The sequence below is a fragment of the Priestia sp. ABM2_011 genome (assembly GCF_056158845.1).
On sequence record NZ_JBSWUB010000001.1, the window covers coordinates 89,112 to 112,305 of the forward strand.

The window sequence follows — 23,194 nt, forward strand, 5'->3', positions numbered from 1 at the left end:
CATTTAGTTTCCTGATGTATTATCTGTCTGTCCATCTACGGGTGTAGAATTTTCATCACTTTGATTACTACTATCGTCACCAGTTTCTGTATTATCTGTTGGTGTATCTGTATTGTCTTCAGGTGTATCAGTCTCTTCGCTTGGTTTATCAGTTGAATCACCTGAATTTCCCGTCCCAGGATTTGTTCCTGATCCTGATCCAGTTCCCGTGTCTGGCTTTGTTTCTTTATCGCTCGTGCTTCCACTTGTTTCTTTATCCGTTTGCTCATCATTTGTCCCTGATTGTTTTTTCGCTGTTACACGAACTTTTGCCTGTTTAGTCGATAGTGTTGATGTAACAGAGTCAGGACTATTTATTATAATAGGAACCGTGTGCTCCCCAGCAGATAAATTCCCTACATTCGCTGACAAGCTAATGCCGCTTTTCGTTAACTTATCTAAATCAGATTTTGGTCCTTTTACATCCGCATCTACTGAAGTAGGAGAAAGCAGTTCATACGTGTACTTTGAGGATTGACCAGTTAAAGAAACCGGCAAATTCTTAAATGACTTAGTCTCAGCTGCACTTGCGTCCGTTTCTTCTGCGTCTTTCTCATCACCTTGTTTGTCTACTTCCACATGAACGGTAATTTGTTTAGGACTTACACTATCTATTCCGTCTGGAACAGGGACATTCACCTTAATATCTTTAGATTTCGTAATACCGGTAACATCCACTGGAATATTATCAATTTTATCGATTTTCTCTAAAGAATCAGATGGACCGATAATTTTCACGGTATCTGTTTTAGGCTCTAGCTTCGTAATGTTGACACCGTCGCCTGGCGTGCCTTCTTGAATCACATCGATCGGCACTTTTTTACTAATATTTTTCACCGGGATTGTTACATTGACCGTTTCTGGTTGAACTGTTACATTCAATTTATTTAAATTCTTGTCTAATGCGACAACAGTTGCTTGTTTCGTCACTGTTTTTGAAGCATTATCTAAATCAATAATAGCTTTTACATAAGCAACTTGGTCTAATTGACTTGATGCGCCCGTTACCGTGACGGCTCTTGGGCTAACGGTTGCTTCCCCTGCTTCATACCCATTTTTGACCTTATTTTTATCATAGCTTGCCTCTACTGAAAACTGTTTTGAATCGCGTTCTTCAATTGTTACATTTACAATATCAGGCTTAACCACTACGTTTAAATTATCAGAGATATTTCGATACTGAACCTTAACTCTATGCTGCCCTAAGCTTAAATTATCAAGGTCAATATAAGCTTGATAATCTTTTTGTAGCTTTGTTTGAGCCAAAATATTTTTAGGACCTTCCAGTGTCATAATGACCGTATCCGGAACACCTCTTACAATTCTGTTCTTCGCATTGTAGGATACTTGAACCGGAACATCTGTTAATGTTTCTACTCCAGTGTTGGCAGAACTGCTTCGGTTCAGAATTTTATTTGATGAACTGGCACCATCATCTAAATTAACAGATAAATATAACATGAAGGCTAACAGCAACGCGATAATTTTCATAACCCACGATCGATTCATCAATTTATCCATTCTTCTTCAACCTCCATTGCCAACGAGTGGAAGAAGTTGCTTTAGAAGTTGTGACTAATTCTTTTTCTAGCATTTCTCTTAATGTATCAATGGTCAATTCACGATACAATTCACCGTTTTTGGTAACGGAAATGCCTCCAGTTTCTTCAGATACAATGACAGTCACACTATCTGTTACTTCACTTATTCCTACAGCAGCACGATGGCGAGTACCTAATTCTTTTGAAATAAAAGGACTTTCAGATAAAGGTAAGTAACATGCTGCAGCGGCTACTTGATCCCGCTGTAAAATAACCGCTCCATCATGAAGTGGTGTATTCGGTATAAATAAGTTGATTAATAATTCAGAAGAAATATTAGAGTTGAGCGGTATACCTGTTTCAATATAATCACCCATACCCGTCTCTCTTTCAATTGAGATCAATGCACCTATGCGTCTTTTAGCCATATAATGCGTTGCTTTTATAATCGCCTCAATCGTAACGGTACGTTCATCTTCTTCAGGCAAATTACTGCGTGAAAACAAACGTCCTCTCCCAAGCTGTTCAAGCGCTCGGCGCAGCTCTGGCTGGAAGATAATAATAATAGCTAAAAATCCATACGTTAACGCTTGGTCCATTAACCATTGCAACGTATTTAGTCCAAGGAAGTTACTTATAAAGCGGACAACTAAAATTACCGTGATTCCTTTTAAAAGCTGTACTGCTTTTGTACCTCTTATGACCATAATTAATTTATATATGACGAACCATACCAGGAGAACATCAACAATTTTTCCTAAATATGAGAGGATTGGCAGGTCTCCAATAGGCATCTTCTCACTTCCTCTATATATGTAATAAAGATAACATAACCGTTTTATTATACCATAAAACAAAATTACACTGTAAATTACATCTTATTTTTAAATCCTTGTTCCTATATAATGTAGCCTTCTTTTTATATAAATAAAACCGTCCACTGTTCCTCTCTAACAAGATAAGCGGACGGTTTTATGTTTAACTATTAAAAGTCAACAGCTTGCTTGGCATGAGTTTTGACGTTATACCATACCCAGTCAAAAATCTTGTCTAACTCTTCAATATTGCCTGTCACTTCTCCTGCAGAAGCTAGATACTTATCACCATGTATAACAGTAACGTTTCCATCTACTTTTCCTTCAATTTTAATATCGCCATTTCTCACAGTAATATCACCTTTTACGGTCTCACCTTTTGGTACAACGACTGTTTTATCGTGAATGACCAGGTTCGGCTGCTTTGAAACGGAAAAGTCTTCATCCGTTTCCCAAGCTGAAAACACCGTGCCGGACATTAACAGCACAAATACAGCAGCTGCACTAAGAATCGGATGGTTTGTAAACCATCTATTCATTCGAATTCGATTCTTCTCACGTGGTAACCCGGCCATAACACCTGCTGTAAAGTTCATAGGTAATTCTATATGAGAAGTGCTTTGCACAAATGCAATCGTTCTTTTTAACTGATGCATATGCTGCTGACAACCTTTGCATTGGTGCAAATGCTCTTTTAATAACAGTTCATTTTCTTTTGTAATATCTCCATCTAAATGCTCATGAATGAGGTTTACATACATTTTTGGACATTTCATTCTTAGTTCACTCCTTACAAGTGGCGAAGTCGATTTCTTAAAGCTTCACGTCCTCTGTGAATTCTAGTCTTTACCGTACCAAGAGGCAGGTCTAAAATATCGCTGATTTCTTTTAACGACAGCTCATCTATATATTTTAGGACAATGACAGTTCGATATTTCTCAGGTAGCTTTAATATTTCCGACTGAATGAATTCTTGCAATTCTACTTGCTCTAGCTCTTCCTCTGGTAAGGCCTGATCGGCAGCTATTTGAGAGTACATATTTAACCCGTCGGTCCCGGCTACTTCTGCATCTAAATAATAGTCTGGCTTTTTTTTACGAATTCGATCAATACAAAGATTTGTAGCAATTCGATATAGCCAGGTGGAAAACTTTTTACTCGTGTCATAGCTATGAATATTTACATAGGCTCGAATAAACGCTTCTTGTGCAGCGTCTTGCGCTTCTTCCCGGTTTCCTAGCATTCGATAACATAGATGAAAAAGTTTATCCTTGTGATATTCTACTATGTCAGCAAACGCATCCTGGTCACCTTTTTTTACTTTTTTTATTTTTCTTTTTAATAATAAATCCATGTAACGGTTACCTCCGCCCATTGCGGGATAGTATATATACGTGTACTTTATCATAAAGTTTCACTTATGCTTGATTATTTTAACAAAAATTTGTCAAATACGTTTAAAAAGATCGTACGTAGGTTATGTAATTAGTATAGATGAAAAGAAGAGGAGTGGAAAGCTTGACTCATACAAAAGAAAACCTTTTGAATCAAATTGAAGAATGTAGAAATAACATGGTCACTCTTGCAGCAGAAAATCCTTTATCATCACTAACAGTGGTGAGAGTAAGCTCAGAGCTAGATGGTCTATTAAATGAATATGAAAAGTTTTTCTCTATATAAAGAAGCTCTAGAATCTGAACTAAGAGCTTCTTTTTTTTATCTTCACATTTGTTTCATGTACCTTTTGGTAGGCAATAATGTTTTATACTAATTTTTCTCCTAAAAGTGAGCCCATTAATGCAACAGCTACGGTAGCTGTTTTATTCCGCTCATCTAAAATAGGATTCACTTCCACAAACTCGGCAGAAGTGATTAGCTGAGATTCTGCCAACATCTCCATAGCTAAATGACTTTCTCTGTAGCTTATTCCACCGATAACTGGCGTTCCTACTCCAGGTGCATCATGTGGATCCAGTCCATCTAAATCGAGTGATAGATGAACGCCATCTGTTTTATCACGCAAATATAAAATTGTTTCTTCCATTACTTTTGTCATACCCATTCGATCTATCTCATGCATCGTATACACTTTAATTCCTTTTTCCTTTATTAGCTCTTTTTCTCCTTCATCTAAAGAACGGGCTCCGATAATCACAATATTCTCGGGCTTGACTTTAGGGGCATAGCCACCAATTCGAGTCAATGCTTCGTCTCCTATACCTATACTTGCCGCCAATGGCATACCGTGAATATTTCCGGAAGGAGACGTATCTGCTGTATTTAAATCTCCATGTGCATCATACCAAATTACACCCAAATTTTTATAATGACGACTTACTCCTGCTAGTGTTCCGATAGCGATGCTGTGATCTCCCCCTAGCACTAAAGGAAACCTTTTATTTGTAATAACATCACTTACGGTCTGAGCAAGTCTTTCGCTAGCATCCGCTACAGCTTTTAAATTCTTTAAGTTTGTATTTTCATCACTATGTACTCGTTCAGCTAAGGCAATTTCAATATTCCCTTTATCTTCTACACTATATCCAATATTCTCGATGCGTTCCATAACACCTGCATATCGTATCGCACTTGGCCCCATATCGACCCCTCGGCGAGTTTGACCTAAATCCATTGGTACTCCAATAATTGAAAGCTTATTCATAATATGTCCCCCCATCACAAATGTTGCTACTCTCTTATTGTAACGGCTAAATGAGCGATGGCTCAACTCGACACTTTTTTGAATATATATACAATTCTAATTTGTAGAAACTACACAAAAAAACCTTTAAGCAAATTGCTTAAAGGTTGTACGTTTATATGTATGGTGGAGCCTAGCGGGATCGAACCGCTGACCTCCTGCGTGCAAGGCAGGCGCTCTCCCAGCTGAGCTAAGGCCCCAATATGTTTTTTTTATATAGAAATGGAGCGGAAGACGAGGTTCGAACTCGCGACCCCCACCTTGGCAAGGTGGTGTTCTACCACTGAACTACTTCCGCTTATTAAAATGAGCCATGAAGGACTCGAACCTTCGACCCTCTGATTAAAAGTCAGATGCTCTACCAACTGAGCTAATGGCTCTCTATGGCTGGGCTAGCTGGATTCGAACCAACGCATGACGGAATCAAAATCCGTTGCCTTACCGCTTGGCGATAGCCCAATAAAAATGGTGGAGGGGGGCAGATTCGAACTGCCGAACCCGAAGGAGCGGATTTACAGTCCGCCGCGTTTAGCCACTTCGCTACCCCTCCGATATAAATGGTGCCGGCAAGAGGACTTGAACCCCCAACCTACTGATTACAAGTCAGTTGCTCTACCAGTTGAGCTACACCGGCACGGTGGTGGAGGATGACGGGATCGAACCGCCGACCCCCTGCTTGTAAGGCAGGTGCTCTCCCAGCTGAGCTAATCCTCCACTATTATGTAGATAAAAATAAATGGTGACCCGTACGGGATTCGAACCCGTGTTACCGCCGTGAAAGGGCGGTGTCTTAACCGCTTGACCAACGGGCCAGTTGGCTCCACAGGTAGGACTCGAACCTACGACCGATCGGTTAACAGCCGATAGCTCTACCACTGAGCTACTGTGGAATAATAATAGCCTGGCAACGTCCTACTCTCACAGGGACAAAGTCCCAACTACCATCGGCGCTAAAGAGCTTAACTTCCGTGTTCGGTATGGGAACGGGTGTGACCTCTTCGCTATCGCCACCAGACAAATTATATTATACATGATTTGATAAAGAAAGCAAGACTTTTTTGAAAAAGTTTTGTTCTTTCAAAACTAGATAACAGGTTGCTGAGTAAAGCTTACGCTTTTAAAGTTTGGTTAAGTCCTCGATCGATTAGTATCAGTCAGCTACACATGTCGCCACGCTTCCACCTCTGACCTATCAACCTGATCATCTTTCAGGGATCTTACTAGCTTGCGCTATGGGAAATCTCATCTTGAGGGGGGCTTCATGCTTAGATGCTTTCAGCACTTATCCCGTCCACACATAGCTACCCAGCGATGCCTTTGGCAAGACAACTGGTACACCAGCGGTGTGTCCATCCCGGTCCTCTCGTACTAAGGACAGCTCCTCTCAAATTTCCTACGCCCACGACGGATAGGGACCGAACTGTCTCACGACGTTCTGAACCCAGCTCGCGTACCGCTTTAATGGGCGAACAGCCCAACCCTTGGGACCGACTACAGCCCCAGGATGCGATGAGCCGACATCGAGGTGCCAAACCTCCCCGTCGATGTGGACTCTTGGGGGAGATAAGCCTGTTATCCCCGGGGTAGCTTTTATCCGTTGAGCGATGGCCCTTCCATGCGGAACCACCGGATCACTAAGCCCGACTTTCGTCCCTGCTCGACTTGTAGGTCTCGCAGTCAAGCTCCCTTGTGCCTTTACACTCTACGAATGATTTCCAACCATTCTGAGGGAACCTTTGGGCGCCTCCGTTACATTTTAGGAGGCGACCGCCCCAGTCAAACTGCCCACCTGACACTGTCTCCCGGCCCGATCAGGGCCGCGGGTTAGAATTTCAATACAGCCAGGGTAGTATCCCACCGACGCCTCCACCGAAGCTAGCGCTCCGGCTTCTCAGGCTCCTACCTATCCTGTACAAGCTGTACCAAAATTCAATATCAGGCTACAGTAAAGCTCCACGGGGTCTTTCCGTCCTGTCGCGGGTAACCTGCATCTTCACAGGTACTATAATTTCACCGAGTCTCTCGTTGAGACAGTGCCCAGATCGTTACGCCTTTCGTGCGGGTCGGAACTTACCCGACAAGGAATTTCGCTACCTTAGGACCGTTATAGTTACGGCCGCCGTTTACTGGGGCTTCGATTCAGAGCTTCTCCCAAAGGATAACCCCTCCTCTTAACCTTCCAGCACCGGGCAGGCGTCAGCCCCTATACTTCGCCTTGCGGCTTCGCAGAGACCTGTGTTTTTGCTAAACAGTCGCCTGGGCCTATTCACTGCGGCTCTCTCGGGCTATACACCCTACCAGAGCACCCCTTCTCCCGAAGTTACGGGGTCATTTTGCCGAGTTCCTTAACGAGAGTTCTCTCGATCACCTTAGGATTCTCTCCTCGCCTACCTGTGTCGGTTTGCGGTACGGGCACCTCCCGCCTCGCTAGAGGCTTTTCTTGGCAGTGTGGAATCAGGAACTTCGGTACTATAATTCCCTCGTCATCACAGCTCAGCCTTTATGATGAGCGGATTTGCCTACTCATCAGCCTAACTGCTTGAACGCGCATATCCAGCAGCGCGCTTACCCTATCCTACTGCGTCCCCCCATTACTCAAACGGCGGGGAGGTGGTACAGGAATATCAACCTGTTGGCCATCGCCTACGCTTTTCAGCCTCGGCTTAGGTCCCGACTAACCCTGAGCGGACGAGCCTTCCTCAGGAAACCTTAGGCATTCGGTGGACAAGATTCTCACTTGTCTTTCGCTACTCATACCGGCATTCTCACTTCTAAGCGCTCCACCAGTCCTTACGGTCTGACTTCACAGCACTTAGAACGCTCTCCTACCACTGACATCAAAGATGTCAATCCACAGCTTCGGTGATACGTTTAGCCCCGGTACATTTTCGGCGCAGAGTCACTCGACCAGTGAGCTATTACGCACTCTTTAAATGGTGGCTGCTTCTAAGCCAACATCCTGGTTGTCTAAGCAACTCCACATCCTTTTCCACTTAACGTATACTTGGGGACCTTAGCTGGTGGTCTGGGCTGTTTCCCTTTTGACTACGGATCTTATCACTCGCAGTCTGACTCCCATGGATAAGTCTTTGGCATTCGGAGTTTGACTGAATTCGGTAACCCGTTGGGGGCCCCTAGTCCAATCAGTGCTCTACCTCCAAGACTCTTACAACATGAGGCTAGCCCTAAAGCTATTTCGGAGAGAACCAGCTATCTCCAGGTTCGATTGGAATTTCTCCGCTACCCACACCTCATCCCCGCACTTTTCAACGTGCGTGGGTTCGGGCCTCCATTCAGTGTTACCTGAACTTCACCCTGGACATGGGTAGATCACCTGGTTTCGGGTCTACAACCACATACTAAACGCCCTATTCAGACTCGCTTTCGCTACGGCTCCGCCTTATCAGCTTAACCTTGCATGGGATCGTAACTCGCCGGTTCATTCTACAAAAGGCACGCCATCACCCGTTAACGGGCTCTGACTACTTGTAGGCACACGGTTTCAGGATCTCTTTCACTCCCCTTCCGGGGTGCTTTTCACCTTTCCCTCACGGTACTGGTTCACTATCGGTCACTAGGTAGTATTTAGCCTTGGGAGATGGTCCTCCCAGCTTCCGACGGAATTTCACGTGTTCCGCCGTACTCAGGATCCACTCAAGAGGGAACGAAGTTTCAACTACAGGGTTGTTACCTTCTTCGACGGACCTTTCCAGGTCGCTTCATTTACTTCGTTCCTTTGTAACTCCGTATAGAGTGTCCTACAACCCCAAGAGGCAAGCCTCTTGGTTTGGGCTAATTCCGTTTCGCTCGCCGCTACTCAGGAAATCGCATTTGCTTTCTCTTCCTCCGGGTACTTAGATGTTTCAGTTCCCCGGGTCTGCCTTCAATATCCTATGTATTCAGATAAAGATACTGTTCCATTACGAACAGTGGGTTTCCCCATTCGGAAATCTCCGGATCAAAGCTCACTTACAGCTCCCCGAAGCATATCGGTGTTAGTCCCGTCCTTCATCGGCTCCTAGTGCCAAGGCATTCACCGTGCGCCCTTTCTAACTTAACCATTAGCGAATAAATGGTACAACATAAAGTTGTGTTATTTATTGGTTTGATTAAAGAAAAGTTTCACTTTTCCTCAGCAATTACTGTTATCTAGTTTTCAAAGAACAATCGCAACCAAAATTCTTCTTATCTAATAAGAAGAAAGTAGTGTGCTTTCTATAATTGAGAGATTGAACTCTCAAAACTGAACAAAGTGTCAAAACGTACGTCATGTAAAAATCCTTAGAAAGGAGGTGATCCAGCCGCACCTTCCGATACGGCTACCTTGTTACGACTTCACCCCAATCATCTGTCCCACCTTAGGCGGCTAGCTCCTTACGGTTACTCCACCGACTTCGGGTGTTACAAACTCTCGTGGTGTGACGGGCGGTGTGTACAAGGCCCGGGAACGTATTCACCGCGGCATGCTGATCCGCGATTACTAGCGATTCCAGCTTCATGTAGGCGAGTTGCAGCCTACAATCCGAACTGAGAATGGTTTTATGGGATTGGCTTGACCTCGCGGTCTTGCAGCCCTTTGTACCATCCATTGTAGCACGTGTGTAGCCCAGGTCATAAGGGGCATGATGATTTGACGTCATCCCCACCTTCCTCCGGTTTGTCACCGGCAGTCACCTTAGAGTGCCCAACTAAATGCTGGCAACTAAGATCAAGGGTTGCGCTCGTTGCGGGACTTAACCCAACATCTCACGACACGAGCTGACGACAACCATGCACCACCTGTCACTCTGTCCCCCGAAGGGGAACGCTCTATCTCTAGAGTTGTCAGAGGATGTCAAGACCTGGTAAGGTTCTTCGCGTTGCTTCGAATTAAACCACATGCTCCACCGCTTGTGCGGGCCCCCGTCAATTCCTTTGAGTTTCAGTCTTGCGACCGTACTCCCCAGGCGGAGTGCTTAATGCGTTAGCTGCAGCACTAAAGGGCGGAAACCCTCTAACACTTAGCACTCATCGTTTACGGCGTGGACTACCAGGGTATCTAATCCTGTTTGCTCCCCACGCTTTCGCGCCTCAGCGTCAGTTACAGACCAAAAAGCCGCCTTCGCCACTGGTGTTCCTCCACATCTCTACGCATTTCACCGCTACACGTGGAATTCCGCTTTTCTCTTCTGCACTCAAGTTCCCCAGTTTCCAATGACCCTCCACGGTTGAGCCGTGGGCTTTCACATCAGACTTAAGAAACCGCCTGCGCGCGCTTTACGCCCAATAATTCCGGATAACGCTTGCCACCTACGTATTACCGCGGCTGCTGGCACGTAGTTAGCCGTGGCTTTCTGGTTAGGTACCGTCAAGGTACGAGCAGTTACTCTCGTACTTGTTCTTCCCTAACAACAGAGTTTTACGACCCGAAAGCCTTCATCACTCACGCGGCGTTGCTCCGTCAGACTTTCGTCCATTGCGGAAGATTCCCTACTGCTGCCTCCCGTAGGAGTCTGGGCCGTGTCTCAGTCCCAGTGTGGCCGATCACCCTCTCAGGTCGGCTATGCATCGTTGCCTTGGTGAGCCGTTACCTCACCAACTAGCTAATGCACCGCGGGCCCATCTGTAAGTGATAGCCGAAACCATCTTTCAATCATCTCCCATGAAGGAGAAGATCCTATCCGGTATTAGCTTCGGTTTCCCGAAGTTATCCCAGTCTTACAGGCAGGTTGCCCACGTGTTACTCACCCGTCCGCCGCTAACGTCATAGAAGCAAGCTTCTAATCAGTTCGCTCGACTTGCATGTATTAGGCACGCCGCCAGCGTTCATCCTGAGCCAGGATCAAACTCTCCGAAGAAATGTTTGACTTTCTCATTTAAAAAATAAAAATTAACGTTGACGTTTGTCGCTTTGTTCAGTTTTCAAAGTTCAACCGCCGCTCTTGAGCGACTTTCTTATATTAACAAGTTGTCTTTCATTTGTCAACAACTTTTCAATATTTTATTTCTGATGAATTGCGATTGTTTTCCAATCACTCATCAGCGACATTTAATAATTTAACATCTGTGCTATATAAAAGTCAACACTTTTTGAAAAGTTTTTTTTGTTTTATCAAAAAATCTTATTTACTTCCCTGCTTTCGCCGAATCTTAGCAAGATCTTTGAAAGGATTTGATACTTTTCTTGAATGTTTCGTTCAAGAACTACATGATTCAAACTTTGTTGAAAAGCAACGTTTGATCTCTTTATTTCTTCTCTAAGTAGTGCTTCTAACTCTAAACACTCCACCTGATTAAATAAACAAATTTTCATTGATTCACCTGCTTTTTGCGACATTGATTCTCACACATCAAAATAAAATCAGTTGTTCTTTTCCTTACCTGTTATTAATTGTAGACAAAACGCATACAAATTAGACAAGTACTACTTATTAAATGAGGTGACAAAATGAATATGTTTTATACTATTCGAGCCAAAAGAATCAAACAGACCATGCTTATCGTAGTTGCTGCGTTTTTTACAAGTTTTTTTCTCTATGCTCAGCAGACGTTTCACTTTCCCGTGTTTTCAACGGATAACGGTCCAAGAGCTGTTTATAAGGCGGATGATAAAAATCCGGAAGTTGCTCTGACCTTTAACATCAGCTGGGGAGATGAAAGAGCTATTCCCATTCTGAATGAACTAAAAAGACAGCATATTGAACATGCTACTTTCTTTTTATCTGCTTCATGGGCTGAACGTCACCCAGATATTGTAGAGCGCATTAAGAAAGAAGGTCACGAAATTGGCACAATGGGCTATGACTATACTTCTTATACAAGCCTAAAACCTAATGAGATTAGACAGGATCTTGCAAAATCAAAGAAAGTCTTTGATTCTCTAGGCCTTAAAGATGTTCACCTTCTTCGTCCTCCTAACGGGCAATTTAATAAAGACATCTTAAAATTAACAGCAGATATAGGATATACTACTGTTCACTGGAGCATTGATTCTAAAGACTGGACAAATCCAGGGGTTGAAAAAATTGTCTCGAATGTTACAAAGCCTTTAGACGGGGGAGATATTATATTGCTGCACGCGTCTGACTCCGCTCAACAAACAGCAAAGGCTATTCCATATATCAAGAATTCATTACAAAATAAAAAAGTCTCAAACGTAAGTATTTCAACATTAATTTCAAATTCAAAAACCCAAGTAAAAGATATCCGCTAAGATTTATTCCCACTGTATATGGAAAGCAAAAGCAGACAAATATACTATTTGTCTGCTTTTGCTATTCTTGCGTGCGTAAGAAGTTTCGGCAAAATAAGAAGTTGATACATATTACAAATTAGAAGTGGAAACAACATAAGGTAAAGCCAGCTTTCTTCATTCGTTCGCAGCGCTGGGAACCATTCAATTGTCGTTACAACAATCATAAAAAACAGCGCTGGTACAAAAGCCTCTTTATTCGTCTGCTTTTTCTTTGCATACGCCACTAACAACCCCACCGCTAACAAGAAAACGCTTAACAAAATATACTTACCTATGCCTTCTCCCGCTTGTTGAAAGAACTTATATCGAAAATAAGCAACGTCAAATAATACAAATAAAACAAATACAATTTGAACCGATTTCCAAAGAGATGCAGATTTAAAAATTCCCAACCCAAATCGGTGAATAGTTAAATATGCAAAGAACCCCATTTGGCTAATTAAACTAAAAATAAACCCTACGCCTACGAGCCATGTTAAAACAGCAACAATTTCTCCTATCTTTCCTTGTTGAAATAAGTGACCGTATTCCCCCCAGCGCACCGCAAACCCAACAACAGCTGTACTTATACCCCCAACAGCTAACGTGGTTAGAAATAGACGAACCCAATTTCGACTATTCACTTCCATCTCCCCCATAAGTTACAAAATTGTACCTTTTCATAAATTGTACCAATCACGTTTTGAAAAATCTAGAGCTCTTTTATGAATAAAAAACCTTGATTATCTCATATTAAGCGTAAGCATATTAGGAAAGGAGCTCATTACTATGAAAAAGCGACTCATGCTCCTCATTTATATAGGAATGTGTATGCTTTTAGCTACAGCCTGTGCACCGCAAGATGAAGAGAACAATGGTATGGATTATGATCAAACAAAGAAAATGGTTGTTGATATTTTAAAAACAGATGAAGGAAAAAAAGCAGTCGAGGCAATTATGAAAGACCCTTCTGTTAGACAAGATATTTTAATGGATCAAAACGCGATAAAAGATACAATTTCTCAAACCTTAGTATCAGATAAGGGCGTGGAATTTTGGAAAAAAGCCATGGATGATCCGAAGTTTGCTGAAAGCTTTGCTAAAAGTTTGGAAAAAGAAAATAAGACGGTCATCAAACAACTAATGAAAGATCCTGAATATCAAGGAATGCTTCAAGATGTTTTAAAGGATCCGGCTATGGAAAAAGAAGTACTGACTGTTTTAAAGAGTAAAGAATATCGCACTTATTTACAAAAGATTATGACCGAAACGTTTGATAGCCCTCTTTATCAATCTAAAATTCAAGACATTCTTTTGAAAGCCGCTGAAGAAACACAAGGTGGACAAAAACAAAGCAGCGACGATAGTGGTTCTTCTTCCGCTGGATCTGACTCAGGGGGAGAACAGCAACAGCAGTGATTAAATACGCATCTCACATGAGATGCGTATTTAATTATGTCATTTATTTTTATTAAAAAACCTAAATGACTTCTTTATATTTTTTAATACTTAGTATTTTTATTGGAATTGTAAACTTTAATTCTTAGCTTTATGGTAAAATATTAGAAATTAACACAATCGTTTTATAGCAAAAGGAGGGAATTCGATGGAATTTCGCGTTATTAAAACGTTTCAAACCATTGTTCGTTTAGGAAGCTTTCAATTAGCCGCTGAATATTTAAAGTACTCTCAGCCTACCATTACACTGCACATTCAAAAGTTAGAATCCGAACTAGGATTTAAGCTTTTAGAACGAGGAAAAAGCATTAAACTTACTGAAGCAGGTAAAATCTTTTACGAACGGGCAAATATTTTACTAAAGGAATATGAATATCTAAATAATACCTTAAAGGATTATTCAACAGGCGAAGCTGGCACGATCCGTATAGGTGCTGCAGAGCCTACAGCAAGCAGTCGACTGCCTTCCATTCTCTCATTATTTAAAAAAAGATATCCCAACACAGAAATTAGCTTACTCGTTGCAGACGAAAAGCACCTTCATCAACATATACGCAATCAAGAAATTGATTTCGCGATTGGCACTGTATCAGAATCGTTCAGAGATATAGAGTTTGAGGCATTGCTAACGGAAAAACTTGTGCTGCTACTACCATTCAATCATGCGCTAACAAAAAGAAAAACAATCTTTGCAAAAGATTTAATACACGAAACGCTGATTACAGCTGGGCAATCTTCCGTTCAAAAGAAAATTGAGCAGCTAATCTTTGAACGAACAGGACAGCTGCCTGCTAAAGTCCAGTTAGGCACTATTAGCACACTTCAGCATTTTGTAAAAGAAAACTTAGGAATAGCCGTTGTTCCACAAATAAGCGCAACTCTTCCGCCGGATCAAGTGGTGGTTAAAACGATTCATGACTTACATGAGGGGCCTGCAATCGGCATTTTAAAGCACCAGTCTCACACCGTAAGTACAGCTGGAAAAACATTTTTAGCTCTCTTAAAACAAAACATCGCATTTGATTTAAAAAAGACGCAGATTGAACTCTCTGTATAATAATAAAAAGCACGCGCTCGAACAGCGCGTGCTTTTTATTATTTTCCTGTTGCTGCTTTTTCATTTTCGCAAATAAATGCAATCTTGCTTGCAATCTCTCCATATATTTGACCTAAACGATGCGATTCGTCGTAAATGGAAGGTGCAAAATCTTCTTCATTCCAATCAGGCTGACTTAACGGAAGCTGTCCTAACAGCTCTGTCTGAAGTTCCTCAGCCAGTTTTGGACCCCCGCCTTTACCAAATACATACTCTTTTTCCCCTGTTAGCTGGCTTTCAAAGTAAGCCATATTTTCTACAACTCCAATGACCTCATGATCGGTTTTCAAAGCCATAGCACCCGCTCTAGCTGCAACAAATGCCGCTGTAGGATGTGGTGTTGTAATAATCACTTCTTTACAAGCAGGAAGCATGGAGTGAACGTCTAATGCGACATCACCTGTTCCTGGGGGTAAGTCTAGTAAAAGATAATCTAATTCTCCCCATTCAACTTCTGTAAAGAAGCTCGTCAACATTTTTCCGAGCATAGGTCCTCGCCAGATAACAGGTGAATTATCTTCTACAAAGAAGCCCATGGAAATAACTTTTACTCCGAAACGATCAACTGGAATAATCTTTTCACCTTCTACTACAGGACGTTGTGTGATTCCCATCATGTCTGGGACGCTGAATCCATAAATGTCAGCATCAATTAAACCAACTTTTTTTCCTAAACGAGCTAGAGAAACGGCTAAGTTAACAGAGACTGTTGATTTACCAACGCCTCCTTTACCGCTGGCAATAGCAATAAATTCAGGTGCATTCGGACTAGTTAGTAAGTTGCCAGTATTCGGCTGCTCAGCTCGGTACTGCTGAAGTTCCTCAGGCGTAAACTCAACAAATCGCAGTCCAACCGACTGTACACCTGCTTTTTTTAATTCTTCTACAATTGTGCCTTGCAGGCTCAACTGTTCACTCGTACCTGTTTTTGCAACAGCAATCTTCAGGCTTATATGCTGTTTTTCAGCTTTGATTGTTATTTCTTTAATCGCATCTGTTTCTGATAGTTTTTTATTTAAAAATGGATCTGTAATTTCCCCTACTACTTCTTTTACTTGCTTTTCCGTTAGCATACTCCCACCACCATGTTAAAATCTATTTATTTATACTATCAAGTATATCATACATATTAGATTTTTCTGAATAGAAGGGTGCTATGCTTTTTATTTAGGCTTTTCTCCAGTAAAATACCGGCTGACTCCTTCATAAATGGATTCAGCTAACTTTTTTTGATAGCGTTTCGATTGAAGCATTTTACGTTCTGTAGGATTTGACAAGAATCCTACTTCAACCAAAGCACCGGGTGGCTTAGAATGCTTAAGAAGGTAAAGAGTTTGAATAGCTTTTGCTTCACGGGTCGTATTGTCCAGATTATTTCTTAGCTCTTGTTGAATGAGTTTGGCCACTTGCTCGTTTTCTTTTAGGGATCCGTAATAGAAAGTTTGAGCCCCTCTCCACGCAGAGGATGGAATAGCATTCAAGTGAATACTTAAGTACAAATCAGCGTTGGATTTATTAATCATCGTTAAGCGATTTTTTAAGTCTTCTACTTTTCTGCGACTGTATCCTCTTGTATCTTTGGCCGCTAGGTCTTCGTCTTTTTCTCTCGTCATAATAACAAGTGCCCCTTGCTCTTGCAGATAGTCTCGAAGCATTAACGAAATTTTAAGAGTTATTTCTTTTTCAAGCACCTCATCCTCTCCTACCGCTCCTCCATCAACACCGCCATGTCCAGGATCTAGTACAATAACTTTCCCGCTAAGAGGAAGTGAAAGCGAACCGGATGATGTTCTATGATCTATTTGATATTGTACAATGACAAAAAGAACAAGAAGCGCTATAATTGTGCTCATTATTTTTACTTTAGACATTTTATCCCTTCCCTTCTTGCCTCACCTATTTATTTCTATATGGGACAAGAACGGGAATTATGAGTACTTTTTAATGCAAACGTAAACGGCGTCTTTTTTCTGCGGTTCGATAACCTTCTTTCCACCAGTCTTGCACATATCCTTGACACAAATAATACAGACCATCTTGATAAAGATCTGTTACAGACATGCTGACGGCTCCGTACAATGTATCAATTAAAAGAGACTCTTCTTGCTTACTGTGCTTCTGAACATCTTCGTAGCCTTTACCACGTTTACTCACCCGGGCACCTAATAAAAATGATTCGATAGCAATGTCAAGACAGTACTCCTCCACATGTTCGTCTCCTAGCATATTCCACTGAAACATTGGATGAAAATAACGGCGCAGCCTCTCTTGAAGCAAATCAAACGATAGTTCCCTTAGGACTTTGCGTTCATATTTCATTTCTTTTTCATAACGTTTTTCTTTTAAATATGTAACCTCGTTCACGATAACGCCTCCCTTTTTTACATATTGTCTGCACAAGCCTTCGTCTCATACGCAAACAACAAATAAAAAAAGCCTTGGTCCAAAGACCAAGGCTTGAAACGTAATATAAAATTAACGTTTTGAGAATTGTGGTGCACGACGAGCGCCTTTAAGACCGTATTTTTTACGTTCTTTCGCACGAGCGTCACGAGTTAATAGACCAGCACGTTTTAATGTTCCACGGTATTCAGGGTCTGCTTCTAATAAAGCACGAGAGATTCCGTGACGAATAGCGCCAGCTTGACCTGCATAACCTCCACCATTAACGTTTACAAATACGTCATAGTTACCTACAGTTTCAGTTAAAGCAAGTGGTTGTTTTACTACTTCACGTAGTGCAGCAAATGGAATGTATTCTTCGATTTCACGACCGTTGATTGTTACGCGACCGTTACCTGGTACTAAACGTACACGAGCAACAGAGCTTTTACGACGACCAGTTCCGTAATATTGTACCTGTGCCAAGATAATAACCTCCTCTTATTAATTATCCGCGAAGTTCGTAAACTTCTGGTTTTTGTGCTTCATGTGGATGTGTTTCACCAGCATACACATGTAATTTTTTGAACATTTGACGGCCTAGGCTACCTTTTGGAAGCATGCCTTTGATTCCTAATTCAAGCATTTTCTCAGAGTAGTTAGTACGCATTTCTAATGCTGTACGTTGTTTCAAACCACCTGGGTGCATGCTGTGACGGTAATAAATTTTATCAGTTAATTTTTTACCTGTTAATTCGATTTTTGACGCATTGATAAGGATCACGTGATCACCAGTATCAACATGTGGTGTAAAAGTTGGTTTATGTTTACCGCGTAAGATTGATGCTACTTCACTTGCTAAACGACCTAAAGTTTTACCTTCAGCATCGACAACATACCATTTACGCTCTACTTCGTTTGCTTTCGCCATGAAAGTTGTACGCATGAGTTTCCCTCCTAATTTTCATCATCAATTATAAAATTATTTCAACCTTCTATTTCAACACGATTAATTTCCGGGGCTAACCGTGGGGTTAAAATACATACCATATGATATATTATATCTTTAAGCTACTAATGTCAAGAAAATGTTACACCAGGTTTAGTTGTCATAGAAAACGCGCCATAAATATAGTCCTTGCGAAGGCGCAGTTTTCCCTGCACGAGGACGTGATTTGCTTTCTAGAATATCTTTTATAGCATCTGGTTCAATACGGCCTTGTCCTACTTCTAAAAGCGTTCCAACAAGAATACGAACCATATTATACAGAAAGCCACTTCCAACGAATCTAAACACAAGCTGACTATTCTCTTCATACATATCAATCTTGTAAATCGTACGAATCTTATCTTCCACTTCTGTCCTCGCTGAACAAAAGCTTGTAAAGTCGTGTGTACCGAGTAAATATGTGATGGCTTTTTTCATTTTTGAGTAGTCTAATGGATAAGGGTAATGGTATGCATAAGAACGAGTGAAAGGATTTCGATCTTCGCCGCGCAAAATATGATAGCGATACTCTTTTGAAGTAACGTCATACCGGGCGTGAAAATGTGCATCAACTTCACATACATTCTTCATTACAATATCATCTGGTAGCATTGAATTCAATGCTTTTTTCCACTTATCACATGGAATATTTAGGTTTGTGTCAAAATGAATGACTTGCCCCTGTGCATGAACATTTGTGTCCGTTCGTCCAGAGGCGTAAATCGGAACTTTTTTGTTATGCATTTTCTCTAAAACGGCTTCAATCTCCAGTTGAACTGTTCGCTTATTGGGCTGAACTTGATAACCTGAAAAGTGTGTGCCGTCGTATGCAACTATACATTTTAAACGTTTCATCTTTTCACCAAACAATCTTTACGTTCTAATCAGCACTAAAACAACTGCTACTGCCAGCAGAAGTAAAAGCATAATTGTATCTATGCTTCCCCATTTTAATTGACGATACTTTGTACGCCCTTCTCCGCCTTTATATCCTCTTGCCTCCATGGCAATAGCTAGCTCTTCAGCACGCTTAAATGAACCTATAAATAAAGGAACAAGCAAAGGAACGACAGCTTTCAACCGATCCGTAACGGGACCGCTGCTAAAGTCCACTCCTCGTGCTGTCTGCGCTTTAATAATTTTATCTGTCTCTTCCATCAATGTAGGAATAAAGCGAAGAGAAATGGACATCATTAAAGCTAATTCATGAACAGGAAGCTTGAGCTTTTTAAATGGATTCAACAAGCTTTCCATTCCATCTGTTACTTCAATGGGCGTAGTCGTTAACGTTAGCATCGTCGTAATTAAAATTAAGAACAAGAAGCGCAAGGAAATTAAAACACCTTGAATAAGGCCGCCTTTATAGACAGAAAACCATCCCCATTCAAACAAAAGAGGACCTTCCTTCGTCATAAAAATGTGCAAAAGAAACGTGATGATAATAATAAATAGAACGGGCTTTAACCCTCTTAAAATAAAGGAAACGGGCACTTTACTCATGGCCACTATCACAAGGGTATACACACCTAAAAAAGCATAGCCGATAGGGTTATTTGCTAAAAACACAATTAATACATACGCAAATACGAGAAGCAGCTTGGCCCGAGGATCCATTCGATGGACAACAGAATGACCCGGGACATACTTACCAATAATGATTGAGTTCATCATATTCGTTCACCTTGCTGCATAAGGTGCTGCACTTTCTCTACCACTTCAGAAAAGGTAATAACCGTATCCGATGCTTCAAGCTGAAATTTCTCTTGCAGCTTCAGCATAAAGCGAAGCGATTCTGGAACATCCAATCCATATTCTTTTAGCTGCGTATGCTGAACGAAAACTTCTCTAGGTGACCCTTTCATCGCAATCGTTCCTTTATTCATTACAATTAGCTCATCAGCGTACATAGCTGCATCTTCCATGCTGTGAGTCACGAGAATCGTCGTCAAGCCTTTTTCTTTATGAAGACGATAAATCATATTCATAATTTCTTGACGGCCTCTAGGGTCCAATCCAGCAGTTGGCTCATCTAAAATTAGCACATTAGGATTCATCGCTAGAATACCTGCTATCGCTACACGACGCATTTGTCCACCACTCAAATCAAAAGGAGATCTGGTGAGAATGTCTTCTGGCAACCCCACTAACTTGATAAGCTCTCGTGCTTTTTGCTTTGCTTCTTCTTCCAAAACGCCATAATTCATTGGTCCAAAAGCTATATCTTTTTCCACCGTTTCTTCAAAAAGCTGATGTTCTGGAAATTGAAACACCACGCCTACTTGCTGACGAATAGCTTTTAAATTCTTTTCTTTTCGATTGGCTTTAATGGTGCGCTCACCGATTTGAATTTCACCAGCAGTTGGCTTCAATAAAGCATTCAGATGCTGTATGATTGTTGATTTCCCAGAACCAGTATGGCCAATAACAGCCAAAAATGTACCTGATTGAATGCTTAAATTTAAGTCATGTAGAGCAATTCGTTCAAATGGTGTATTAACTTGATAACGATGCTCTACTTCTTTGAATATAATGTCCATAGTTCGTCCACCAAGTCCTCATCTGTTAAATGAATTTTTGATAAAGGAATTCCTACGGAAGCAAAACGATGGCTTAGTTTAACGGAAAACGGCAAGTCTAGTCCAATATCCGTTAACTTGGAACCTAATGCAAATACTTCGCGTGGAGTACCTGTTGCATAAATCTTCCCTTTGTTCATCACAACGACTCTGTCAGCCATTGCTACTTCATCTAAATCGTGGGTAATTGAAATAACCGTCAGTTGTTTTTCTTCTTTTAATTTTCTAACAGTTTCAAGTACTTCAGTTCGTCCAATAGGATCTAACATAGATGTTGCTTCATCTAGAATGATGACAGATGGCTGTACGGCAATTATACCCGCAATGGCCACACGCTGTTTTTGTCCACCTGATAGCTGATGAGGCTCTTGATCCAGAAAAGCACTCATATTGACCATTTCGATTGCTTCAGGTATACGTTTTTCCATAATCTCAAATGGAATCCCGTTGTTTTCAAGCCCAAACGCAATATCATCTTGAACGGTTGAGCCAACAAATTGATTATCTGGGTTTTGAAACACCATTCCAATCTGCTTGCGCACATCCCATATTGTTTCTTCAGATAAAAGAGTATCGCCCACTCGAACCGTTCCTTTTTCAGGTAGCAAAAGGCCGTTTAGAATTCGTGCCAGCGTCGATTTACCAGATCCATTATGTCCAGCTATCGCTAACCATTCACCTTTATAAGCAGAGAGAGAAAGGTGATCTAATGTTAGGTCTGCTTCAGGATCGTATCGAAAGCATAAATCTTTTACCTCTAAAGACATTTCTTTCAACGCTATCTTCCTCTCAGCTTTTTCTATTGCAGCATTGCCTACATTGGTTTTTTACGCTATTTACCCGGTTTAAGGTATAAAAAAAGGGCAACGACTAGTTACACACTGTCTCGCCCTTTTCTATCTGTATTAAAAATATTAAACTAATTCAATGATAACCATTGGAGCACCGTCACCACGGCGAGGTCCAACTTTTAAGATACGAGTGTAACCGCCTTGGCGATCTTCGTAGCGAGTAGCGATATCGCTGAATAGTTTTTGTAAAGCGCTTTGACCAGCTTCCTCGTTAGCTACTTCATTACGGATGTAAGATGCAGCTTGACGACGAGCGTGTAGATCTCCACGTTTACCTAAAGTAATCATTTTTTCAACAGTTGAACGTAATTCTTTTGCACGAGCTTCAGTTGTCTCAATGCGTTCACTGATGATTAAATCAGTTGTTAAATCACGAAGAAGCGCCTTGCGTTGTGCGCTTGTACGACCTAATTTACGGTAAGACATGTGAGGTCCCCTCCTTTGTTAAGTAGTTAAACAGGTAGATATAATCAGTCGTCCTTACGTAGACCCAAACCTAATTCTTCAAGTTTAGCTTTAACTTCTTCTAAAGATTTACGGCCTAAGTTACGAACTTTCATCATATCTTCTTCTGTTTTATTAGCAAGCTCTTGTACAGTATTGATGCCTGCTCGTTTTAAGCAGTTGTAAGAACGAACAGATAAATCCAGTTCCTCGATCGTCATCTCTAGAACTTTTTCTTTCTGGTCTTCTTCTTTTTCTACCATGATCTCTGCTTTTTGAGCTTCATCTGTTAAGTTAACGAAGATATTTAAGTGTTCCGTTAGAATCTTTGCACCTAAAGCAACAGCTTTTTCTGGCTCGATGCTACCGTCAGTCCAAACATCCAACGTTAACTTATCGTAATTTGTCATTTGACCAACACGAGTATTTTCTACATAATACGATACGCGAGTAACAGGCGTATAGATTGAGTCAATTGGAAGTACACCAATTGGTTGGTCTTCACGCTTGTTAGCATCGGCAGGATTATAACCTCGACCTGTGCGAGCAGTAAGTCTCATACGGAAATGAGCATCTGACTCAAGTGTTGCAATATGAAGATCCGGATTTAGAACTTCGATATCACTGTCTGCTTGAATGTCAGCAGCCGTTACTGTACCAGGACCTTTAACATCGATCTCAAGTGTTTTCTCTTCATCAGAGTAAATCTTTAACGCTAACTTTTTAACGTTTAAAATGATGTTTGTTACATCTTCAACAACTCCAGGAACTGTTGAAAATTCATGTAATACACCTTCAATTTGAATAGATGTTACAGCTGCACCAGGGAGTGAGGATAATAGGATACGACGTAAGGAGTTACCCAAAGTAGTACCATATCCACGCTCAAGTGGTTCGACGACGAATTTACCGTACTTTCTATCATCGCTGATTTCTACCGTTTCGATTTTTGGCTTTTCAATCTCTATCAATATAAACCCTCCTTCAAAACGTCGAAACCTCGGCTAGACGGCTGATTTCTCAAATGCCTAACCGAAATTCCCTATTAGACAGTTCCCGAATGTGCACAACAAATGGAAAACATTTCGTT

At 41.3% G+C, this 23,194-nt stretch carries 21 protein-coding genes, 9 tRNA genes and 3 rRNA genes; 4 read left to right on the top strand and 29 right to left on the bottom strand.

Annotated features, from left to right (window positions below; genetic code table 11):
* Positions 1 to 3: 3 nt before the first annotated feature.
* The 4 genes from ACXAE4_RS00490 to sigW form a co-directional block, all read right to left on the bottom strand.
* Entirely contained in the window at positions 4 to 1,560 is a 1,557-nt protein-coding gene (locus ACXAE4_RS00490; protein WP_154990938.1) for a CdaR family protein, read from the bottom strand.
* Positions 1,553 to 2,374 carry a diadenylate cyclase CdaA gene (gene cdaA / locus ACXAE4_RS00495; RefSeq protein ID WP_013054971.1) on the bottom strand — a complete coding sequence of 274 codons (822 nt, stop codon included), beginning with the start codon at positions 2,372 to 2,374 and terminating at the stop codon, positions 1,553 to 1,555. Before cdaA ends, ACXAE4_RS00490 begins: the two co-directional genes overlap by 8 nt.
* A gap of 191 nt (positions 2,375 to 2,565) precedes the next feature.
* Entirely contained in the window at positions 2,566 to 3,171 is a 606-nt protein-coding gene (locus ACXAE4_RS00500; RefSeq protein ID WP_013081391.1) for an anti-sigma factor family protein, read from the bottom strand.
* Positions 3,172 to 3,185: 14 nt separating this feature from the next.
* On the bottom strand, positions 3,186 to 3,749 hold the full coding sequence (gene sigW / locus ACXAE4_RS00505) for an RNA polymerase sigma factor SigW (protein WP_013054969.1): 564 nt from the start codon (positions 3,747 to 3,749) through the stop codon (positions 3,186 to 3,188).
* Between the two features lie 155 nt (positions 3,750 to 3,904).
* Between sigW and ACXAE4_RS00510 the strand changes: the two genes are divergently transcribed.
* Positions 3,905 to 4,075: an aspartyl-phosphate phosphatase Spo0E family protein gene (locus ACXAE4_RS00510; protein WP_223260213.1), complete on the top strand. Its 171-nt coding sequence runs from the start codon at positions 3,905 to 3,907 to the stop codon at positions 4,073 to 4,075.
* 82 nt (positions 4,076 to 4,157) lie between these two features.
* Here ACXAE4_RS00510 and rocF read toward each other — a convergent pair whose 3' ends face one another.
* From rocF to ACXAE4_RS00575, 13 genes are all read right to left on the bottom strand, one after another.
* A complete protein-coding gene (gene rocF, locus ACXAE4_RS00515) occupies positions 4,158 to 5,057 on the bottom strand; it encodes an arginase (RefSeq protein ID WP_028411907.1) in 900 nt (299 codons plus the stop codon).
* A gap of 163 nt (positions 5,058 to 5,220) precedes the next feature.
* Positions 5,221 to 5,296, bottom strand: a tRNA-Ala gene (locus ACXAE4_RS00520).
* A gap of 23 nt (positions 5,297 to 5,319) precedes the next feature.
* Positions 5,320 to 5,394: transfer RNA gene (locus tag ACXAE4_RS00525), tRNA-Gly, on the bottom strand.
* A 9-nt stretch (positions 5,395 to 5,403) separates the two neighbouring features.
* Positions 5,404 to 5,476 (bottom strand) — tRNA-Lys (locus tag ACXAE4_RS00530).
* 4 nt (positions 5,477 to 5,480) lie between these two features.
* Positions 5,481 to 5,555, bottom strand: a tRNA-Gln gene (locus ACXAE4_RS00535).
* A 7-nt stretch (positions 5,556 to 5,562) separates the two neighbouring features.
* Positions 5,563 to 5,646 (bottom strand) — tRNA-Tyr (locus ACXAE4_RS00540).
* An 8-nt stretch (positions 5,647 to 5,654) separates the two neighbouring features.
* Positions 5,655 to 5,730, bottom strand: a tRNA-Thr gene (locus ACXAE4_RS00545).
* Positions 5,731 to 5,734: 4 nt separating this feature from the next.
* Positions 5,735 to 5,810: transfer RNA gene (locus ACXAE4_RS00550), tRNA-Val, on the bottom strand.
* Between the two features lie 23 nt (positions 5,811 to 5,833).
* A tRNA-Glu gene (locus ACXAE4_RS00555) sits at positions 5,834 to 5,908 on the bottom strand.
* Between the two features lie 3 nt (positions 5,909 to 5,911).
* Positions 5,912 to 5,986, bottom strand: a tRNA-Asn gene (locus ACXAE4_RS00560).
* A gap of 9 nt (positions 5,987 to 5,995) precedes the next feature.
* Positions 5,996 to 6,111: ribosomal RNA gene (gene rrf / locus ACXAE4_RS00565) — 5S ribosomal RNA — on the bottom strand.
* Positions 6,112 to 6,220: 109 nt separating this feature from the next.
* Positions 6,221 to 9,156, bottom strand: a 23S ribosomal RNA gene (locus ACXAE4_RS00570).
* A gap of 225 nt (positions 9,157 to 9,381) precedes the next feature.
* Positions 9,382 to 10,933: ribosomal RNA gene (locus ACXAE4_RS00575) — 16S ribosomal RNA — on the bottom strand.
* The 16S, 23S and 5S rRNA genes sit together here with 9 tRNA genes alongside, the layout of an rRNA operon.
* A gap of 590 nt (positions 10,934 to 11,523) precedes the next feature.
* On the opposite strand from ACXAE4_RS00575, the gene pdaB reads away from it, so the two are divergent.
* Positions 11,524 to 12,288, top strand: coding sequence for a polysaccharide deacetylase family sporulation protein PdaB (gene pdaB / locus ACXAE4_RS00580; protein ID WP_028412720.1), 765 nt, complete (start codon positions 11,524 to 11,526; stop codon positions 12,286 to 12,288).
* Between the two features lie 44 nt (positions 12,289 to 12,332).
* Here the strand turns inward: pdaB and ACXAE4_RS00585 are convergent, their stop codons facing one another.
* Positions 12,333 to 12,953: a KinB-signaling pathway activation protein gene (locus ACXAE4_RS00585; RefSeq protein WP_028412721.1), complete on the bottom strand. Its 621-nt coding sequence runs from the start codon at positions 12,951 to 12,953 to the stop codon at positions 12,333 to 12,335.
* Positions 12,954 to 13,098: 145 nt separating this feature from the next.
* On the opposite strand from ACXAE4_RS00585, the gene gerD reads away from it, so the two are divergent.
* Together gerD and ACXAE4_RS00595 are read left to right on the top strand one after the other, a co-directional pair.
* Positions 13,099 to 13,728, top strand: coding sequence for a spore germination lipoprotein GerD (gene gerD, locus ACXAE4_RS00590; protein WP_028412722.1), 630 nt, complete (start codon positions 13,099 to 13,101; stop codon positions 13,726 to 13,728).
* Positions 13,729 to 13,915: 187 nt separating this feature from the next.
* On the top strand, positions 13,916 to 14,824 hold the full coding sequence (locus ACXAE4_RS00595; RefSeq protein WP_154990935.1) for a LysR family transcriptional regulator: 909 nt from the start codon (positions 13,916 to 13,918) through the stop codon (positions 14,822 to 14,824).
* A 38-nt stretch (positions 14,825 to 14,862) separates the two neighbouring features.
* Here the strand turns inward: ACXAE4_RS00595 and ACXAE4_RS00600 are convergent, their stop codons facing one another.
* The 11 genes from ACXAE4_RS00600 to ACXAE4_RS00650 all read right to left on the bottom strand — a co-directional run bounded on the left by ACXAE4_RS00600 (position 14,863) and on the right by ACXAE4_RS00650 (position 23,075).
* Complete coding sequence (locus ACXAE4_RS00600) at positions 14,863 to 15,936, bottom strand: Mrp/NBP35 family ATP-binding protein (RefSeq protein WP_014462004.1); 1,074 nt, start codon at positions 15,934 to 15,936, stop codon at positions 14,863 to 14,865.
* Positions 15,937 to 16,026: 90 nt separating this feature from the next.
* On the bottom strand, positions 16,027 to 16,734 hold the full coding sequence (gene cwlD / locus ACXAE4_RS00605) for an N-acetylmuramoyl-L-alanine amidase CwlD (RefSeq protein WP_014462005.1): 708 nt from the start codon (positions 16,732 to 16,734) through the stop codon (positions 16,027 to 16,029).
* A 70-nt stretch (positions 16,735 to 16,804) separates the two neighbouring features.
* The gene (locus ACXAE4_RS00610) at positions 16,805 to 17,227 is read right to left on the bottom strand and encodes a DUF2521 family protein (protein ID WP_028412723.1); all 423 of its coding nucleotides are present in this window, start codon (positions 17,225 to 17,227) and stop codon (positions 16,805 to 16,807) included.
* A 111-nt stretch (positions 17,228 to 17,338) separates the two neighbouring features.
* A complete protein-coding gene (gene rpsI, locus ACXAE4_RS00615) occupies positions 17,339 to 17,731 on the bottom strand; it encodes a 30S ribosomal protein S9 (protein ID WP_013054959.1) in 393 nt (130 codons plus the stop codon).
* 22 nt (positions 17,732 to 17,753) lie between these two features.
* Positions 17,754 to 18,191: a 50S ribosomal protein L13 gene (rplM, locus tag ACXAE4_RS00620; protein ID WP_013054958.1), complete on the bottom strand. Its 438-nt coding sequence runs from the start codon at positions 18,189 to 18,191 to the stop codon at positions 17,754 to 17,756.
* Between the two features lie 156 nt (positions 18,192 to 18,347).
* On the bottom strand, positions 18,348 to 19,088 hold the full coding sequence (gene truA, locus ACXAE4_RS00625; RefSeq protein ID WP_013054957.1) for a tRNA pseudouridine(38-40) synthase TruA: 741 nt from the start codon (positions 19,086 to 19,088) through the stop codon (positions 18,348 to 18,350).
* Positions 19,089 to 19,106: 18 nt separating this feature from the next.
* Positions 19,107 to 19,904, bottom strand: a complete 798-nt coding sequence (locus ACXAE4_RS00630; protein ID WP_028412724.1) for an energy-coupling factor transporter transmembrane component T family protein — start codon at positions 19,902 to 19,904, stop codon at positions 19,107 to 19,109.
* Positions 19,901 to 20,770: an energy-coupling factor ABC transporter ATP-binding protein gene (locus ACXAE4_RS00635; protein ID WP_154990936.1), complete on the bottom strand. Its 870-nt coding sequence runs from the start codon at positions 20,768 to 20,770 to the stop codon at positions 19,901 to 19,903. The genes ACXAE4_RS00630 and ACXAE4_RS00635 overlap by 4 nt, the downstream gene beginning before the upstream one ends.
* On the bottom strand, positions 20,746 to 21,585 hold the full coding sequence (locus ACXAE4_RS00640; protein ID WP_013054954.1) for an energy-coupling factor ABC transporter ATP-binding protein: 840 nt from the start codon (positions 21,583 to 21,585) through the stop codon (positions 20,746 to 20,748). Before ACXAE4_RS00640 ends, ACXAE4_RS00635 begins: the two co-directional genes overlap by 25 nt.
* A 138-nt stretch (positions 21,586 to 21,723) precedes the next feature.
* Positions 21,724 to 22,086, bottom strand: a complete 363-nt coding sequence (gene rplQ / locus ACXAE4_RS00645; RefSeq protein WP_013054953.1) for a 50S ribosomal protein L17 — start codon at positions 22,084 to 22,086, stop codon at positions 21,724 to 21,726.
* 44 nt (positions 22,087 to 22,130) lie between these two features.
* The gene (locus ACXAE4_RS00650) at positions 22,131 to 23,075 is read right to left on the bottom strand and encodes a DNA-directed RNA polymerase subunit alpha (RefSeq protein ID WP_013054952.1); all 945 of its coding nucleotides are present in this window, start codon (positions 23,073 to 23,075) and stop codon (positions 22,131 to 22,133) included.
* Between the last annotated feature and the right edge of the window lie 119 nt (positions 23,076 to 23,194).